Source organism: Streptomyces sp. ALI-76-A, assembly GCF_030287445.1.
Taxonomy (GTDB): domain Bacteria; phylum Actinomycetota; class Actinomycetes; order Streptomycetales; family Streptomycetaceae; genus Streptomyces.
Genome location: NZ_JASVWB010000004.1, coordinates 1,458,087 through 1,475,500 on the forward strand (window position 1 = coordinate 1,458,087; position 17,414 = coordinate 1,475,500).

The 17,414-nt window shown below is 67.7% G+C and carries 13 protein-coding genes and 4 pseudogenes; 9 read left to right on the forward strand and 8 right to left on the reverse strand.

Going from position 1 to position 17,414, the window contains the following annotated elements; translation table 11 throughout:
- Positions 1 to 2 precede the first annotated feature (2 nt).
- The 4 genes and pseudogenes from QQS16_RS42940 to QQS16_RS42955 all read right to left on the reverse strand — a co-directional run.
- Positions 3 to 641: a (2Fe-2S)-binding protein gene (locus QQS16_RS42940; RefSeq protein ID WP_286068083.1), complete on the reverse strand. Its 639-nt coding sequence runs from the start codon at positions 639 to 641 to the stop codon at positions 3 to 5.
- Between the two features lie 233 nt (positions 642 to 874).
- Positions 875 to 1,765, reverse strand: coding sequence for a helix-turn-helix transcriptional regulator (locus tag QQS16_RS42945; RefSeq protein ID WP_286068085.1), 891 nt, complete (start codon positions 1,763 to 1,765; stop codon positions 875 to 877).
- Between the two features lie 863 nt (positions 1,766 to 2,628).
- A complete protein-coding gene (locus QQS16_RS42950) occupies positions 2,629 to 3,207 on the reverse strand; it encodes a TetR/AcrR family transcriptional regulator (protein ID WP_286068086.1) in 579 nt (192 codons plus the stop codon).
- 345 nt (positions 3,208 to 3,552) lie between these two features.
- Positions 3,553 to 3,693, reverse strand: a pseudogene (locus QQS16_RS42955) (aspartate aminotransferase family protein); the annotation flags it as partial.
- Between the two features lie 303 nt (positions 3,694 to 3,996).
- Between QQS16_RS42955 and QQS16_RS42960 the strand changes: the two are divergent.
- Complete coding sequence (locus QQS16_RS42960) at positions 3,997 to 4,704, forward strand: phosphotransferase (RefSeq protein WP_286068087.1); 708 nt, start codon at positions 3,997 to 3,999, stop codon at positions 4,702 to 4,704.
- Positions 4,705 to 4,843: 139 nt separating this feature from the next.
- Positions 4,844 to 5,428, forward strand: a complete 585-nt coding sequence (locus QQS16_RS42965; protein ID WP_286068088.1) for a DinB family protein — start codon at positions 4,844 to 4,846, stop codon at positions 5,426 to 5,428.
- On the opposite strand, the gene QQS16_RS42970 is transcribed toward QQS16_RS42965, so the two are convergent.
- The 3 genes from QQS16_RS42970 to QQS16_RS42980 all read right to left on the reverse strand — a co-directional run bounded on the left by QQS16_RS42970 (position 5,377) and on the right by QQS16_RS42980 (position 7,844).
- Positions 5,377 to 6,129: a transposase family protein gene (locus QQS16_RS42970; protein ID WP_353479761.1), complete on the reverse strand. Its 753-nt coding sequence runs from the start codon at positions 6,127 to 6,129 to the stop codon at positions 5,377 to 5,379. The two genes, QQS16_RS42965 and QQS16_RS42970, sit on opposite strands and share 52 nt — an antisense overlap.
- Before the next feature lie 114 nt (positions 6,130 to 6,243).
- Positions 6,244 to 6,852 (reverse strand): DJ-1/PfpI family protein, encoded by a 609-nt coding sequence (locus QQS16_RS42975; protein WP_286068090.1) that lies wholly within the window; start codon positions 6,850 to 6,852, stop codon positions 6,244 to 6,246.
- Positions 6,849 to 7,844: a GlxA family transcriptional regulator gene (locus tag QQS16_RS42980; protein ID WP_286068091.1), complete on the reverse strand. Its 996-nt coding sequence runs from the start codon at positions 7,842 to 7,844 to the stop codon at positions 6,849 to 6,851. Before QQS16_RS42980 ends, QQS16_RS42975 begins: the two co-directional genes overlap by 4 nt.
- A 378-nt stretch (positions 7,845 to 8,222) precedes the next feature.
- On the opposite strand from QQS16_RS42980, the pseudogene QQS16_RS42985 reads away from it, so the two are divergent.
- The 7 genes and pseudogenes from QQS16_RS42985 to QQS16_RS43015 form a co-directional block, all read left to right on the forward strand.
- Positions 8,223 to 8,741: pseudogene (locus QQS16_RS42985) on the forward strand (transposase); the annotation flags it as partial.
- Between the two features lie 61 nt (positions 8,742 to 8,802).
- Positions 8,803 to 9,960: pseudogene (locus QQS16_RS42990) on the forward strand (IS30 family transposase).
- Positions 9,961 to 9,978: 18 nt separating this feature from the next.
- Positions 9,979 to 10,734: pseudogene (locus tag QQS16_RS42995) on the forward strand (IS256 family transposase); the annotation flags it as partial.
- Positions 10,735 to 10,810: 76 nt separating this feature from the next.
- Positions 10,811 to 11,725, forward strand: a complete 915-nt coding sequence (locus QQS16_RS43000) for a tyrosine-type recombinase/integrase (protein WP_286059492.1) — start codon at positions 10,811 to 10,813, stop codon at positions 11,723 to 11,725.
- Between the two features lie 605 nt (positions 11,726 to 12,330).
- Positions 12,331 to 13,728: a tyrosine-type recombinase/integrase gene (locus tag QQS16_RS43005; RefSeq protein WP_286059491.1), complete on the forward strand. Its 1,398-nt coding sequence runs from the start codon at positions 12,331 to 12,333 to the stop codon at positions 13,726 to 13,728.
- Positions 13,729 to 13,761: 33 nt separating this feature from the next.
- On the forward strand, positions 13,762 to 14,232 hold the full coding sequence (locus QQS16_RS43010; RefSeq protein WP_286059490.1) for a hypothetical protein: 471 nt from the start codon (positions 13,762 to 13,764) through the stop codon (positions 14,230 to 14,232).
- A complete protein-coding gene (locus QQS16_RS43015) occupies positions 14,229 to 14,792 on the forward strand; it encodes a hypothetical protein (protein WP_286059489.1) in 564 nt (187 codons plus the stop codon). The genes QQS16_RS43010 and QQS16_RS43015 overlap by 4 nt, the downstream gene beginning before the upstream one ends.
- Positions 14,793 to 14,826: 34 nt before the next feature.
- Here QQS16_RS43015 and QQS16_RS43020 read toward each other — a convergent pair whose 3' ends face one another.
- Positions 14,827 to 17,337: a DEAD/DEAH box helicase gene (locus QQS16_RS43020; RefSeq protein ID WP_286059488.1), complete on the reverse strand. Its 2,511-nt coding sequence runs from the start codon at positions 17,335 to 17,337 to the stop codon at positions 14,827 to 14,829.
- Between the last annotated feature and the right edge of the window lie 77 nt (positions 17,338 to 17,414).

Here is a 17,414-nt window from a genome sequence, read left to right on the forward strand (position 1 = left end):
ACTCACTTCCCGTGCGCGGTCTGCTCGACCGCGCGCACGATCTTGACGTAGCAGCCGCAGCGGCAGATGTTGCCGCTCATCCACTCCCGGATCTCGTCCTTGGAGCCGGTGTGGCCCTCCTGGATGCAGCCGACGCCGGACATGATCTGGCCGGGGGTGCAGTAGCCGCACTGGAAGGCGTCCTGTTCGATGAACGCCTGCTGCAGCGGGTGCAGTTCGTCGCCGTCGGCCAGGCCCTCGATGGTGGTGACCTCGGCGCCCTCCAGCCGTATCGCCAGCGTCAGGCAGGAGTTGACCCGCCGTCCGTCGACCAGGACCGTACAGGCCCCGCACGCACCTGCGTTGCAGCCCTTCTTGCTGCCGGTCAGCTCCAGATGCTCACGCAGCAGATCCAGCAGCGAGGTCCGGTTGTCGACCGTGACGGTGTGCCGCTTCCCGTTGACGGTCAGGGAGACACGGCCGCTGGGTGGTCCGTCAGCGGCGACCGCCTCCTCGGCGCCCAGGCCGAGTGGTCCCGCCAGACCCCCCGCCACCACAGCACCACCGACAGCGGCGGTCGTGGCGACAAACGTGCGTCGGGACGGTTCCGACGGGGGCGTGGCCGGCGGAGGAACAGCTGAATCAGTGACTTCAGTAGACATGCGTACGCTTTCTACTCGGTGGAAGGTCAACGGCCTTGCTCATCGGCGCACTTGCAGGAGGACTGGCGTCGTCTCCAAGGCGTGGCAACCGGCTGGTCTGCCCGTCGCCCGGCGATGACGGATGCTGCGTCTGCGCATGAGGGCATGCGTCGGCAGGTCAGCTGCACCCATCGGGGGCGCGACCGTCGTTGCCGCTCTGCTCCGGATGCGATCCGGCGCTTGCGTCGCGGGTGTCAGCCGGCGGGGTTGTGTGTCTGTCCGGTGGTGTGAGGGCTGGTGGTGTGCGTGGTGGTCCAGCTGGTGAGGATGTTGAGGGCCTCGGCGGAGGGAGAGGCGGTTTCGGGGGTGTAGATGACGAGGGATTGTTCGGGGTCGCCCTCGACGGCCAGGACTGCGAATTCGAGGGTGAGATCGCCGACGAGCGGGTGGTGCAGGCGTTTGATGCCGGTGGTGTGGGCGCGGACGTTGTGATCGGCCCACATGCTGCGGAAGGTGTCGCTGTGCAGGGACAACTCGCCGATCAACTCGGTGAGTTGCGCGTCATCGGGGTGACGGCCGGCGTACAGGCGGAGCCTGGCCACGCACGTCTCGGCCACCTGGTCCCAGTCGGCATACAGCCTGAAGGCGGCCTCGTCGAGGAAGACGTAGCGGGCGAAGTTGCGCTCGCGGTGGGGCCGGGCTTCGAAGTCCGTGTAGAGAGCGCAGGCGAGCTTGTTGGCGGCCAGGACGTCCAGGCGTCGCCCCTCGATCACCGCAGGGACGCTGAGTGAGTCCAGGGCGCGGTACAGGACCGGGTGGACCCTTTGGGGGGCGAGGGGGCGCTTGCGGCGGGTCCGGGCGGTGGGCTTGGGCTGGGCGAGGGTGAAGAGATGGGCGCGTTCGGTGTCGTCGAGGTGCAGGGCGCGGGCGACGGCGTCCAGGACGGTTTCGGAGACGCCCTGGGTGCGGCCGCGTTCGAGACGGACGTAGTAGTCGACGCTGACTCCGGCGAGCTGGGCGACTTCCTCGCGGCGCAGCCCCGGCACGCGGCGGGGCCCCGGGTGTGGGGCGAGGCCGGCCTGCTCGGGGGTGATCCGGGCCCGGCGGGTGCGCAGGAACTCACGGATCTCGCTGCTGCGGTCCATGGGACCACCGTAGGACGGCGTTGTGCCCGCCGGGGCCTTGTAAGGGGTACTGGCAGACCCCCCGAAGAGCGGGGCCCGTACGGCGGCGCACGTGGGGACCGCGGGTGGTTGCCTGGGCGGCGGGTACTCACCGCGCGCCCCCATGCCGGCGCTATTTCCGGACTGGAACTGGTGGAGCTTCGACTGCCAGTACGCGAAGCACAAGTTCGGCCCCTTCGTCGACGCAACCGACCCGGATCTGCGTCCGTTCCGAAGCAGTGGCGGGAAGCCGCTGATGTACGGGGGTTGGGTCGACCTCGTCGTGTCCTCTTACGACAACCGTCGACTGCGGCCGCCAGGTGATCCGGGCCACCTCGACCAGGCCGGCTGGCAGCGTCGGCGGTGTCCGGTAGACGGAGGAATTCGCCCGACTATTCAGGCTTCCTGGGATGGCCCATTGCGGCGCCGGCCACGGGCCGAACGCGTTCGGCAGGGCTTGACCCGTTGATGCGCTGGGTGGAGCACGGCACCGCGCCGACCGAGATCAGCATAACCAAGTACGTCAACGACGACCCGGCCCAGGGAGCGCAAATGGTTCAGTCCCTTCGCACCCTGAACACGCCCGGAACACCGGAGCATCCCTGCGGATAGCCGGGACACGGCGGGTTCCGCGTCCACGCCAGCGGAACCGACGCCGCCGCCTGCCGGATCGGCATCGACCCGGCCGCAGGCCGAAGCGGCTTGGCGCGCTGCACGGCCGCAGTGGTGCCCGCCCACCAGGTTCGTCTCGACCGGACGGCTCGGTCGCTGATGCTGACACGGGCTAACGGCCCAGCGGGGTCACCGGGCGGTCAGGCCAGATGTGGTCTCACCATCGTTGGGGCTCAGTCGTGTGGTCCCGCGCCGTGCAGGAGTGTGTCGATGACGAGTGTGGCCAGCGCATCCGAATCCTGGGCGGCCGGGTCCTGGTCCGCGCCGGGCCTGTTGATGGCTTCGGACAGGAGAGCGTAGTACACCTGCCGCGTCCAGTCCAGGTCCGCGTCCGAGGCGAGGAGTCCCTCGTTCCGGGCTCGGGTCAGGAGTTTGACGGTGTAGGCGTCGATCTCTTTCCAGAGGGCGGCTGCGGCGCTGGTGTGGGGCGTGGCGTGGCTGAGAGTGAAGCGCCAAGTGCTCTTGACCCGCAGGACGTTCGCGGTCACCCGGTACAGGGCCACCAGCGCGGGAGCGGAGTCGGGCCGGGCCTCCCCGATCGCGTCGAGGAGCTGCTGCTTCGCGGAGACGGCGAGCGCCTCCAGGAGCGCCTGCCGGTTCGCGAACCGGCGGTGCACCGTGATCCTGGTCAGCCCCGCTGCTTCGGCGATCTGCTCCATGGAGGCGCCGGCGTCCTCGGCCAGTACCCGTTCGGCCGCCTCAAGAATCGCGCGGACACTGCGCTCGGCGTCTGCCCGCAGTGGTCGGCCCATGTCTGTCTCCTGCCCGGTCGTTCGACTCTTGTCTCCTTGTAGAGGATACGTGAACGATACCGGTTCTTTGTTAGTTGATTCAGTTCTGTTGCTAGTGAGACTGTAGTTGATACATTGATGCTACGGATCGGGGCGCGTCGCACGGCCAGGCGTGCTTCAGTGTGACTGTCCCCCGGGGCTGGCGCCCCGACCGCAGCAAGACGAACACGTCGCCTGAACTGGGGAGTCCACACGGCAACCACGACTCCCCGGTCCGCCCGAGTTCGTCCTGGCGTCCAGGCGAAGTGTCCGGAATGGCACCCGCGTACTTCAGCACCCGACTCGACAGGCAACTCAAGAAGAGGGGACCACGCCGCTCATCAGCGGGGAGAAGCCGGACGGGAAGCGGGTGCCGGACGTCGTCATGGAGGCGGCGGCCACCGTACGGCCGTGGAAGCCGCCGTGGCAGACGATGACGTTGGGGCGGCCGGTGGCCTGGCGGGCCAGCCAGAAGAGGACTGGAAGCCAGGGCGGCATCGGTGCGCGCGGCCCGCAAGGCGTTCGCACTCGAAGCCATGGCAGTACTCGACAGGGTCCACCCATGCGGGAGGATGCCTTCGGCCCAACATACACCCGGTCCCGGACGCCCGCCCGGATCGACAAACCGCCGCCCGGCAGGGCAGCACGCCACGACGTCGGACGCGTCCTCGCCACCGGCGAGGCCTACACCCGCCCTGCCCACCACCGGAAAGGCAGCATGCCACGGCGCACGGGAAAGAAGGCGTTCCCGCCGACGGATAGGGTCCCTACATGCAGACGGGTGAGTTACTCGGCTCCGGCCGCAGCGCGGACGTGTTCGCCATCGATGATCACTGGGTCCTTCGCCGATACCGCGACGGCGGCGACGTCACCGCCGGAGCAGCCGTGATGGCCTACCTCGCGGAGCACGGGTATCCGGTGCCCCGTCTCCGGGGCCCGGCCGGCGCCGGACACCGCACGGAGCCGCGGACCGACCTGGTGATGCAGCGGCTGCACGGCCCATCCATGCTTCAGGCACTGCTGCAGGGCACAATCACGGCCGAGGAAGCAGGAGCGAGACTCGCCGACCTGCTGCACCGCTTGCATTCGGTTCCCGCACGGGTCTCCGTCGATCCCGCCAACCGGATTCTCCACCTCGACCTGCACCCAGACAATGTGATGATCACCTCGGGAGGGCCCGTGGTGATCGACTGGTGCAATACCGAGGAAGGGCCACCTGGGCTGGACTGGGGAATGTCGGCCCTGATCCTGGCGCAGGTCGCCGCCGGCAACACGGCCATGGCAGCGCCGGTCCGGGCAGTACTCGCTTCACTGCTCACATGCCTCGGCCCCACGATGGCCATGGGCAACACCGACTCCGGATGCCTTACGGAAGCCAGGACGAGACGTGCGGCCGACCCTTCAATGAGCGAAAGCGAGACTCATCTTCTCGATGACGCCATGGACTTGATAACTGAGCTGACGCCCGCCCGACCTTAAGACGTTGTCTCACGTGGCAAGTTCCTCGGCTTCTTGCAGCTCAGGGCACTGGCCATGGCCAGACTTCGGCTCTTCCGATCGTTGCAGTCCACGCACGGGATCTTGAGGCCGCGAGTAGCCCATGGCAGGCTCATGCCGCATGATCGGTGAATTCGCGAAGGACAACCTGCACGGGAGACTGCGGCGGGACCGCGAAGCGCTGCTCTGGAAGCTCGGCGGCTTGTCCGAATACGACGCCCGCCGACCGTTGACAGTGACCGGGAGCAACCTCCTTGGCCTGGTCAAACACGTGGCCAGCGTCGAGGCCAGGTACTTTGGCGAGGTCTTCGACCGCCCTTTCCCGGAACCGCTGCCCCGGTGGCAAGACCACGACGGCAGCGATCTGTGGGCGACTGAGGGCGAGACCCGCGATCAGATCATCGAGTTCTACCGGCGCACGTGGGAACACTCGGACGCGACGATCAACGAGCTTCTCCTCGATGCCCCCGGCCACGTGCCCTGGTGGCCGGATCCCCATTCCAACACGAACCTGTTCGCCGTCATGGTCCACGTCCTCGGCGAGACCAACCGGCATGCCGGGCACGCCGACATCCTTCGCGAAGGCGTAGACGGCCGAACCGGGATGCGCCCCGAACATGAGATGCAGATCGATGAGGAAGCCCGCGCCGCCTACTACGCGAAGATCGAGCAGGCCGCCAGATCGGCCGCCTCGGCCAGAGCATAGAGGTCTGCGCCACGTGACTTGAGGTCCGAGCGGCATGATGGCGGCCGTGAGGGCTGATCTGTCGAAGCGTCTGGTTGATGAGCTCTGGGAGCTGGTCGCCCCGCTACTGCCGTCGTTCGCGGCTCGACCGCAAGGTGGCGGGACCGCTCCGCGTGAACGAGCGGGCGGTGTTCACGGCTATGGCGTACATACTGAGGAGTGGGTGTGCGTGGCGGTATCTGCCGGAATCGTTCGGTGTATCGCCTGGCGGCGTAGCCGGCGACGATCACGGGGTCGCGGATGTCGTTGTCCAGGCCGCGGAAGCCGAGGTCGGCCAGCGCCCCGAGGCCAGCGGCGCGGAGGTGGGCCAGGATGCGGTCGTGGCGGGCGGCGGTGTTGTCGTGGGTGCGGCCGGGTCGGGCGGCGGATATCCAGATCAGGCGACCGTTCTCGTCGGTCAGGGCGAGGAAGTGCAGGCCATGGCTGCGGTGCTTCCCGGAATAGTTCCGCCGGTCGGCCTCCCGGTTTGGCGTCTGGTGCGGATGAGGGTGCCGTCGATCAGGACCACCTCCCCGCCCTGCCTGGCGACCTGCCTCAGGGCACGGTTCAGGCACGGCGCCTGGGCGGCGAGCAGTCCGATCAGCTCGTCGCGCCAGCGGCGGACGGTGGACTCGGACACGTCGTTGCCGCCGGCCATGTCGGCCAAGCGCTGGTCGTGACACAACACGGCCAGGACGATCACCGCGATCTTCCCCGGCGATCGCCGCGTCCCTCGCCGTGGGCGTAGTGCTCGGCGCGGTCGGCCGATGGCGCCGAGCACGACTGGCCAAGACCGGTCAGCCGACGATGGGCTCGTCGGCGAGGTAGGGCGGCGCGGGCTCGTACTGGATGTGCCGGCGCACCGCGCGGGCGTGCTCGCGCCCGTGCAATCGGCCCACCAGCCACAGGGCGCTGTCAATTCCGGCGGACACGCCCTGGCTGGTGATCAGGTTGCCGTCCACGACGTAACGGGCGTCGCGGACGACGGTGACGTCACCGTGCGCCTCGAGCGCCTCTTCGTAGCTCCAGTGGGTGGCGACGCGTCGCCCGCGCGCGGGCCCGGCGGCGTGCATGAGCACCGCGCCGGTGCACACGCTGCTGACCCAGGAGACCTGTGCCGCGGTCTTGGCGATCCAGTCGGTGAGGACAGGGTTGTGCGGCTCTGTCTCGCGAGCCCCGCGTCCACCTGGGACCAGCAGCACATCGAGGGGCGGGTGATCGCCGAATGCGTGGTCGGGCAGGACGCGCATGCCCTTGCTGCAGCGCACGGGCACGGACTTTTCGGAGATCAGGACGGCGGTGTCCACACCGCCGCGCAGCATCGAGGACACGGTGAACACCTCCCAGGGGCCGACGAAGTCCAGCTCCTCGGCATCGTTGAAGATCAGCAGCCCGTAGGTGGTCACGAATGCTCCTGTTGCAGTTCCGCATGGGCGGTGGTGGTGGACCGGAACCGCGCCCGGTAATCGGAGGGCGCGATGCCCAAGTGACGGTGGAAGGAGCGGCGCAGCGTCTCGGCGGTGCCGAACCCGCAGTGCCGCGCAATGGCCTCGACCGGGTCGTCGCCCTCGGCGAGCGCGCGCTGGGCGGCCTCGACACGTACACGCTCCACGTACGAGGCGGGCGGCGTGCCCAGTTCGGCGGTGAACCGGCGCTGCAGATGACGCGGGCTCAGCCGCGCGCTCTGCGCCAGGTCGGCGATTCCGTGCCGGGCGCTGGGGTCGGCGTGTATGGCCGACACCGCGGCACGGATCGGGTCGGTCGCGGGCTCTTTCGACCACAGTGCCACGCTGAACTGGGACTGACCGCCGGGCCTGCGCAGGAACATGACCATCTCGCGGGCGACGGCATGGGCGACGCCCCGCCCCAGATCGTCCTCGACGAGCGCGAGGGCGAGATCCATCCCGGCGGTGACACCGGCCGACGTCCACACATGCCCGTCCCGGATGAAAATGGGCTCGCAGTCGACCTCAACACCCGGATGTTCGCGGATAAGTTGCGCCTCGCGGGCCCAGTGGGTGGTGACCCTGCGCCCGTCGAGGAGTCCGGCGGCAGCCAGCAGGAACACCCCGCTGCACACCGAGGTGACGCGGCGGGCACTCGCCCCGACGTCTCGGATCCACCCAGTCAGCTCCTCATCGAGGCGCGCTTGGTCGACTCCCTTGCCACCGGCCACAACCAGAGTGTCGACACCCTCGGGATCCACCTCATGCACCCCGTACCCGGCGTGGACAGGAAGCCCACTCGCCGCCGGTACCGGCCCGGAACGAGGCGCCACTACCAGGCGGCGATAACCTCCGGCCAGCTGCCCGGCATGCTGGAACACCTCGTGCGGGCCGACAAGGTCGAGAGGCTGAAACCCCTCGTAGATCACGAAAGCAATGCTGCGCTCCTTCACGCCTCCACCCTCGGGGTTCGGCGTGATGGCGTCTACGACACACACCCCACAGATTGCGCCGAAGCGAGCTGCTGAAGATCGGGGGCAGCAGCGGCGACCGTCACAGGAAACCTCAGGTCCCTCGCCCAGCCGCGCCGGATCACTGCCGCATTGACGCACCTCGACTTCACCGCTGGCAGACGATCTACTCCCCAGACTGCTGCCCACGACCAGCACAAGCACCCCGAAAGCCCGTCACACCAGCCCTTTGACCAGCGACTTCAAGTTGGCGGAGGCTCACTCCCGGCCGCCGTACCGGTGTGCATCGTGGTGCGCGGGACTGTAAATCGTTCGGTGTAACTCCCGATCATGGAAGATGCATCGATGACCAGCAACAACATGCCTGAGGCCGAGTCCGTCGAGCCGTCTGAAGCGGCGCCAGCGAAGTCTGTGGACGACCAGCTGATCGACGAGCTGGTGGGCCGGGCTCAGGCCGAGGGCCTTCAGCTGACCGGCGAGGGCGGGCTGCTCCAGCAGCTGACCAAGCGGCTTCTGGAGTCCGCTCTCGAGGGCGAGATCACCGACCATCTCGGCTATGGCAAGCATGATCCGGCCGGGAAGAACGGCGGCAACTCACGCAACGGCACCCGTGCCAAGACCGTGCTCACCGACGTCGGCCCGGTCGAGATAGCCGTTCCCCGCGACCGGGAAGGCAGCTTCGAGCCGAGGATCGTCAAGAAGCGGCAGAAACGCCTGACCGGCGTTGACGAGATGGTCATCTCGCTCGCTGCGAAGGGCCTGACGACCGGTGAGGTCCAGGCTCACCTGGCGGAAGTCTATGGAGCCGACGTATCCCGCCAGACGATCTCCACGATCACCGACAAGGTCCTGGACGGCATGGCCGAGTGGCAGAACCGCCGCTCGACGCCGCTTGAGTTCCATTGGTGGTTGCGAACGCTCTGAGTAGAAGGACGTACGCATGCCAAGGTTTGCCCCCAACAAGCTGCCGAGTGCGATGAAGAAGCGGTACTTCGAGCTGCTGCGCGAGGGCTAAGGGGCAGCAGCAGCCCGCGTGGTCGGGGTGTCCACCAGCTGCGGGTCGCTGTGGTTCATCGATGCTGGCAGCGTGATCGTTCCGGACCCTGGCCCGATATCCCCGCGCTTCCTGACGCAGGATGACCGCATCGCCATCGCCGACGGCCTCCAGGCGCGGCTACCGGTCAAGGAGATCGCGGCCTCGATCGGCAAGAGCTTCCAGACCGTCTACCGGGAGATCACGCGAGGCGGCAAGCCCGATGGCCGCTACCAGCCCTGGTGGGCCCACAACCAGGCTCTGCTTCGGCGCCAGCGCCCCAAGACGGAGAAGATCCAGGCGAGCGAGCCGCTTCGGACGGTCGTCCGCGAGAAGCTGACCGAGAAGTGGTCACCACAGCAGATCGCACGCTTCCTCACCCGCACCTACCCGAGGGATCGGTCAATGCGGGCCTGCCCGGAGACGATCTACCGCGCCCTCTTCGCCGGCCAGTTGGGCAGCAGGCCCGGCAAGCTTCGCACCGGCCGCGTCCGCCGCAAACCACAGCGCAGAGGCGTCCCCACCGCCAACAAGATCAAGAACATGACACTGATCCATCAACGGCCCGCTGAAGTCAACAACCGTATGACTCCTGGCCATTGGGAAGGGGATCTCATCATCGGACGCGGCCAGGGCTCGGCGATCGGCACCCTCGTGGAACGGACGACCCGCTACGTCCAGCTCATCCACCTACCCCACGGCTGGAAGGCTCCCCAAGTCCGCAACGCACTCATCACCCAGACCGCCGGCATACCGCCCGAGCTGCGGAAGACACTCACCTGGGATCAAGGCCGCGAGCTGACTCTCCACGAGCAAATCGAGGCGCTCACCGGCTTCCGGATCTACTTCTGCGACCCGCACTCGCCCTGGCAACGCGGGACGAACGAGAACACCAACGGACTGCTGCGGCAGTACTTCCCCAAGGGCAGTGACCTGTCCGTTCACACCGCCCGCGACCTCCGCGAAGTAGCTCGGCAACTGAACAACCGACCGCGTCTCGTGCTCGGTGACAAGACCCCCATTGAGGCCATGAGAGGATGGCTCATAGGGCCACTGACCAGCTGATTCGCAATTACTGATGGAAACCGCCCCGTCTATCCGGTGGTCTTCATCGACGCGATCCACGTGAAGATCCGCGACGGCGCCGTCGCCAACCGTCCCATCTACGTGGCCCTGGCCGTCACCGTTGAGGGCCGGCGGGAGATCCTCGGGCTGTGGGCCGGCGACGGCGGTGAGGGCGCCAAGCACTGGATGCACATCCTCACCGAGATCAAGAACCGCGGCGTGAACGACGTGCTGATGCTGGTCTGCGACGGGCTCAAGGGCCTGCCCGAGGCGGTCGAGACGGTCTGGTCAAAGACGATCGTGCAGACCTGCGTGGTGCACCTGCTGCGGAACTCCTTCCGCTATGCCGCCCGCCAGGACTGGGACAAGATCGCCAAGCTCCTCAAGCCCGTCTACACAGCGCCGACCGAGGAGGCCGCCCTGGAGCGGTTCGCGGAGTTCGCCGGCGCCTGGGGCCGGAAGTATCCGGCGATCGTGCGGCTCTGGGAGAACGCGTGGGAAGAGTTCACCCCGTTCCTCCGCTTCGACACCGAGATCCGCCGGATCGTCTGCACGACCAACGCCATCGAGTCCGTCAACGCCAGGATCCGTCGGGCGGTCAAAGCCCGCGGTCACTTCCCCAACGAGCAGGCCGCGTTGAAGTGCGTCTACATGGCGATCATGTCGCTCGATCCCACCGGAAAGGGCCAGGCTCGCTGGACCATGCGCTGGAAGACCGCACTGAACGCCTTCGACATCACCTTCGACGGCCGCCTCTCCGCAGCCCGTCAATAACCCTCAACAACCCCAGTTACACCGCTCGTTTGACAGACCCGCCCAGCGCCGTATCGAGTGGTCGTGTCCGGGTTTCATGACTCTGTCCGGGTTGCAGCAGTGGCTGGTGACCTCGCCGCTGCCGGCCCGCGGCCGCCGCTCTCCGACCAGGGCTGCGCCCCGCTACCGTTCGCAGGGCACGGCGAACGCGGTGATGACGGCGGTTGCGGACTTCTTGCGCTTCGGCGCACTGCACGGCTGGGTCCCCGCGCAGACGGCCGGCTTGCTGCCGGAGCCGAAGTTCCTGCGGTTCTTGCCGGCCGGTTACGACGCCGGCGAGCGTGGCCAGTGGCGTCAGGTTCAGGTATCGGCCTTTCGTTTCCAGGTCAGCGAACCCGGCTACGAGGACCTGTCCCCGCAGCAGATCCGCCGCATGATCGCGGATACGCCCAGAGCGCGTGACCGTTTCCTCATCGCGCTGCTCGCCGCGACCGGCCTGCGGATCGGGGAGGCCCTGGGCCTGCGCCAGGAAGATCTGCACTTCCTGGCCTCGTCACGTTCCCTTGGCTGCCCGGTGGAGGGCCCGCATCTTCATGTGCGGCGCCGCACCGACAACCCGAATGGGGCCCTGGCCAAGTCCCGACACCCCCGCTGCCTTCCCGTCACCCCCGACAACGTCGCCTTCTACACCGACTACCAGCACGAACGGAACCCGGTGGCCGCGGCGGCCGAGACAGGCATGGTGTTCGTGAACCTCTTCCGCCCGCCGCTGGGCCGTGCCATGACCTACCCGAACGCCAAGAACGTCTTCGACCGTCTGGCCCGCCGCGCCGGGCATCCGGCGCGGCCGCACATGCTGCGCCACTCCGCGGCCACCCACTGGCTGCGTGAGGGAGTGGACCGGGACGTGGTGCAAAAGCTGCTGGGTCACGCCTCGCCGCTGTCCATGGACCGCTACCGCCACGTCGATGAGTCCGAGACCCGGGCGGCTGTCGACCGGGCCCAGGCATGACGGGAGGACCAGTGAGCACGGCTGGTGCGCCTGCCGTCGCACGTCCCGCACCGACGAGGGCCACGAAGAAGTCGTGGGAGAGGTGGTTGCGTGCCCACATCGATCCCGCGTGGCGGCCGGGGGAGTGGGACAGCGTCAGATGGCTGTTCACCGGAGACCTTGACAACCCGCGCACCTCGTCCTCCCGGTGCCGCACCCGCCGCTGCGACGTGATCGTGCGTGCTCAGGAGACGTTCTGTACCTATTGCTCGGACCAGCGCAGAAAGAGCGGCCTGCCGCGGGAAGAGTTCGCCGCTACCTTCACTCCCGCGCGCTCCAAATCCCTGCCTCTGGCGGTCGTAGGCCCGTGCACGCTCACCCGTGACGGCGCGCGGTGTGTACGGCCCCAGGTGTCGGGAGGCCTGTGCGCTGCCCACAGCAGCTCCCGCAAGTACCACAAGGCAAGGGGTACGTTCGAACGCTGGCTCCGTGAGCGCGCTATTCCCTTCACTGACGTGCCCGTCTGCATGGTCACCGACTGTGCCGGCACATCCATGAATTCCTGCGGGCTGTGCAACTATCACTGGCGTGCCTGGAGGGCAGACTGCCGTTCCAGTACCGCTCCCATGTCTGTCGCCCAGTGGGCGCCCGGGCAGCCGCTGTATCTGCTGGCGCACCAGTTCCACCTCGCCCCATTGCCCCAGCTGCTGCGCTGGGAAGCGCTGTACGCCGTGCAGCAGATGGACCAGTGGGTGCGTGCCCTGGAGCCTCACTGGATCCGCGGCGTGATCAGTCACCTCACCACGGCCGACACCCTTCTGGACGCCACCAACGCGGCCCGGCTCACCAAGCCGCATCAGTCTGCCATCCGCACATTGGAGAACCTGCAGTCCGCCGCCCGCGCCGGATACAGCGAGTTCTCCGGGATCACCCTCATCGACCAGGACGTTATCGATCTGCGTGTCCTCGGGCTGCGCCACAGCGCCTCCGGCAAGCGCCGGCATCTGCCCGGCCGCGTCGATCTCCGCACCGTCCGCCAGTCCTGGCTGCGCCAGGCGCTGCGTCATTGGGTGACCACCGCCCGACCCACCACGGAAGACTTCAAGCGCACGTTCCACGCGACGACCATCGCCTCCACGGCTCTCGCCCAGCGTGCCGACGCCGGCGACGATCCCGCCGCCCTCACGTTCGCCGATGCCACCTTGGCCGTCGACGCTTTCCGTGCCGCACGCAAACGAGACGGCACCCCCTACTCCTCCTCCTTCCGACGCAGCCTGCTGGGGATGTTCTTCCAGCTCATCGCCTACGGCCGTCGCTGCGGCACCCTCGATGACCTGGCCGGCACCTTCACCCGCGTGCCCGTCGAGCACGTCATCTCCGTGGAAGAACCCAATGAGGACTTCATCGGCAAGGCCATCCCCGAGTCCGTCATCCGGCAACTGGACGCCCACCTCGACACCCTGGGCACCGGAAACACCTACGGCTGCCGCGACATCGCCCCAGACGCCCGGCAGCTGCTGTACCGCACGATGTACACCGTCCTGCGCGACACCGGGCGCCGCCCGCTCGAGATCGTCTCCCTGGCCCGTGACTGCCTGGAAACCCACAATGGCCAGCCCACCCTGATCTGGGACAACCACAAGAGGAAACGCCACCGCCGGCGTCTGCCGATCACAACCTCCACTGCCGACGCCATCCGAACCTGGCAGGCCTGCCGTGACCAGCTGCACCTCCCCGCCAAAGGAGACCGATACCTCTTTCCATCCCTCACCCCCCTGAGCGACGCCCCCCACATCTCCAGCAACTACCTCAGCGACGCCCTCAGGCTCTGGGCAGACGCCCTGCCCCCGCTTCACGCCGAGGGCACCGACTCAAGAGGACAACGCCTGCTCTTCGACCGGTCTCTGATCTACCCATACGCCTTCCGCCACTCCTACGCACAGCGCCACGCAGACGCCGGCACCCCCGTCGATGTGCTGCGCGAGCTGATGGACCACAAATCCATCGCCATGACGCAGCGCTAGTACACCGTCTCCCTCAAGCGGAAAAGCGAAGCCGTGGCCAAACTCAGCGCACATGTCCTCGACCAACACGGCCATCCCAGCCCCAGCTCGAGCACTGCCTACGAGATGCGCTCCGTCGCCGTTCCCTACGGCGGCTGCACCGAGCCGTCAAACGTCAAAGCCGGAGGCCAGGCCTGCCCCATCCGCTTCCAGTGCGCCGGCTGCGGCTTCTACCGCCCCGACCCCTCCTACCTGCCCGCCATCGAACAGCACATCAACGAACTACGAGCAGACCGCGAAACCGCACTCACCATTGGCGCAGCCGAGTTCATCACCACCGCCCTGACCGCACAGATCACCGCCTACCAGCGAGTCATCGACCGCATGCACAAACACCTGGGATCCCTCCCCGCTTCCGAACGCGCACAGATCGAAGAAGCCAGCACTGTGCTGCGAAAAGCACGCGCAGGCGACAACCACACGCTCCTGCCCCTCACCACCGCCCGGCCGAAAGACCCGCGATGAACCCCCGCGGCAACCCCGCCCCCCTCGCCGAAGCCAGACGCCGTCACAGCCTCGACAAGCGAGCCCGTGTCCTCACCGTCCTCGCCACACTCGAGAAACAGGGAAAGCCGCTCACCTTCGCCGCAGTCGCCCGCGCCGCCCGAGTCTCCACCTGGCTCACCTACGCCTCCGGCGTACGCGAGCACATCGAGGCAGCCCAACTACGCCAAGCCCACAGCACCCCACCATCTGCTGCCACGGCAAGCCCGCCCTCCGCGCTCAGCCTGCGCACCGAACTCGAAATCGCCCGGCAAGAAATCAAGGGCCTTCGCGACGAGCGCGACCGGCTCCAAGCAGCCCTGCGTCACCAACTCGGCTATCAGCTCGATGCCATCCACGCCGCTGACGCAGCGACCAGAGCAGACGAACTGACCGCCCGGAATCAGGACCTCACCCGCCAGCTCCAGGAGGCCTCCGCAGAGAACGTCACATGCCGCGCCCGCATCACCGCCCTCGAAGACGACCTGACCGCCGCCCGCACCAGCCTCCGCAGGATGATCCGTGACGAAAACCTTCGGTGAGCGATCACGGCACCACCGCTGAACCAGGACGGAATCATGCCCAGCGCATGCCGATTGTGGAGAGCTGTTCCATCCGCTCCGGGGTGAGCGTGGCGGCCCTGCTGCGCTGGTTGCCGATCCATGCACCGAGCCGGTGCTCCCGTTCCTCCTGGTCCTCGCCGACGATCCGTTCGATGTGCTTTCTCGGGACCTGGAGGTGTCCTTCGCGTTCGTAGAACTGCTTGGCGGCTTGGTAGTTCATGGCCCATTTGTCGGCCTGGGTGCGGCGCGGCTTTGGCTTCTCGTCCTCGGCCGCGGGCTGGATGCCGAGGATGTGCTCGCACATCCATTGCTGCACGGTCGTCAGCTTGTCCCAGCCCAGCCGGACCGAGCGCACCCACCGCCCCAGATCCTCGCCTTGGTGCACGACCACGCCCGGCTCCATTGGGAGCTCACCGCCGGCCTCCAGGCGCAGCCGGACCGAATGGAAGGCACGCTGCCACTCCACGGGCCAGACCGGGCACCACGACGGGTCGATCTCCTCCAGCTGCTCGCGCCGCTCCTCCGACAGCGCCCCGGCTGCCGACTCCACCACAAGCCCCTCGGCACGTCGCTGCTCGATCTCGGCAGCCTTTCGGGCGGCAGCCCGCGCGTTCTTCAACCAGATGCCCACCCGGTATCCCTGGTAGGTGGCGTCCAGCGGCGCCAGGAGGTGGCCTGCTTCGGAGGCCCACCCGCGGGCGGCGGCGAGTCCTTCCTCCCACGCGACGTCGAAGTGCGACCAGACCATGCCCAGCTTCTCCAGCTGCTTGATGCGGTCTTCGTCCATGTCGCCGCGGGTGTAGAAGCGTCGGGCGTCGGCGATCCATTGCCCCAGCGGGAAGGCGGCGAGGGAGGCCGGCCACCCTTCGGCTTTAGCCTCCTCGCTCCCGCTGCCGGGGACGCGGTAGGTGAAGGGCACTTTGAGGTCGCCGTGGAGCCGTTGGTAGAGGGTGGCGGCTTCGATGCCGCGTCGCCAGTGCTGGTGTTCGGGGTTGAGGACGCGGAGGTTGATGAAGGCTGCCAGCTGTGCGGGGTCGCGCGGTGTGGAGAACTTCAGCAGCTCCCGGGCCGGCACTGACAGTCGGTCGCTTCGGTCGCTCTCGGTTCCCTCGCCTTCCTCTCCGCTGCGGCTTTGAACGCCTCTGACGCGGCTTTGTGCCTGTTGCTCGGCGAGTTGTTCGACGATGCGGGTGTCGTGCGCTCTGAGCGCTTCAAGCAGCTTCGCAAGGCCGCCGTACGCCCGGCTGGTGAGCATGTTGTCGGCTGTCTCTCCGGGCCCGAGCAGGACCGGTACGACCAGCGACGCCGTTTTGCCCTCGCCGGGCTGCATCCGCAGCGCCCGGCCGACGGCTTGTACGAGGTCGGGCATGGAGCCGCGTACGTCGGCGAAGTACACCGAGTCACAGTGGGATGTATCGATGCCTTCGCCGAGCACGCGAACGGACCCAAGAAACGTCTTCTCCACGACGGTGCCGTCAGCAGCGATTCCCTTGGAGAACTCGTCGAGGACGCGGCGCCGGTGGAGGGGCTTGTGGTCGCCGCACAGCCAGTTGGCCCAGACCATCCGCGGGTACAGCTCCGGGTCGGCGTCGTGCAGTCGCTTGGCGACGTGGGGGAGGCCGGCCGCGAACGCTTCGGCCTCCTTCACCATGTGGTGGAAGACGAGGGTGCGCCGGAAGCCCTCTTCCGCAGAGGCTTTCACCAGGGCGGTCTGGAGGGCGGCGAGCCGCGCCCCGCGTACCTGCTCGGAGCGGGCGTCCTCGCCCAGGAGTTGTGCGGCTTGGAGCTGGGTGTCGGTGATGTCCAGGCACACCACCTGGTAGGGAGCACAGATTCCCCTGTCGATGGCCGCCGAGAGCGTCAACGTGAACGCCCTGCTGCCGAACGGTGAGCTGGGGTCGTCATCCATCGACGCCACCAGTTCACCCGGCGCGCCCTGCTCGGAGTCCTCATCCAGCTGCCACAGCCGGGGAGTGGCGGTCATGTAGAGGCGGCGCAGGGCGGGGATGCGCGTGTTGTCGTGGACGACCGCCCACGGCCGGCCGATCCTGCCCGAAACCCTGTGCGCCTCGTCCACGACGATCAGCGACCACCCCGGAAGGCCGGCGGCGTGCGCGCGTTCCAGCGTGCCGAGCCCGAGCGAGGCGTACGTGGCGAACACGGTGACCTTGTCCAGGTGGCGAGTCCACTCCACCAGCTCGTCCGCGTCTGTGGTGTTGGGGAAGGACACCTCCTGACCGCGCAGGGACGAGACGCCGATCATCGGGCCTGTACGGCCTCCCTCGCGCCACGCGGCCTCGGTCTGGGCGAGCAGGTCCAGCGAAGGAACGAGGACCAGCACCCGGCCCGCACGGAGCTCCTCCGCGCTGCGGGTGGCGACGAGGGTCTTCCCGGTTCCGGTCGCCATGATCACCTGAGTCCGCAGCCCCCGCTCCGGCACAGTGGATCTTGCAGGCAATTCGAGTGCCCGGAGAACCGCTTCCACGGCTTCTCGCTGGTGAGGACGGAGTTCCTTCACAGCCATTCCGATCTACCCTTTTCTGCAAGGCCGGACGAAAAATTCCATCTGCCACAGGCGAGCAACGAGCATGAAGCCGCCAT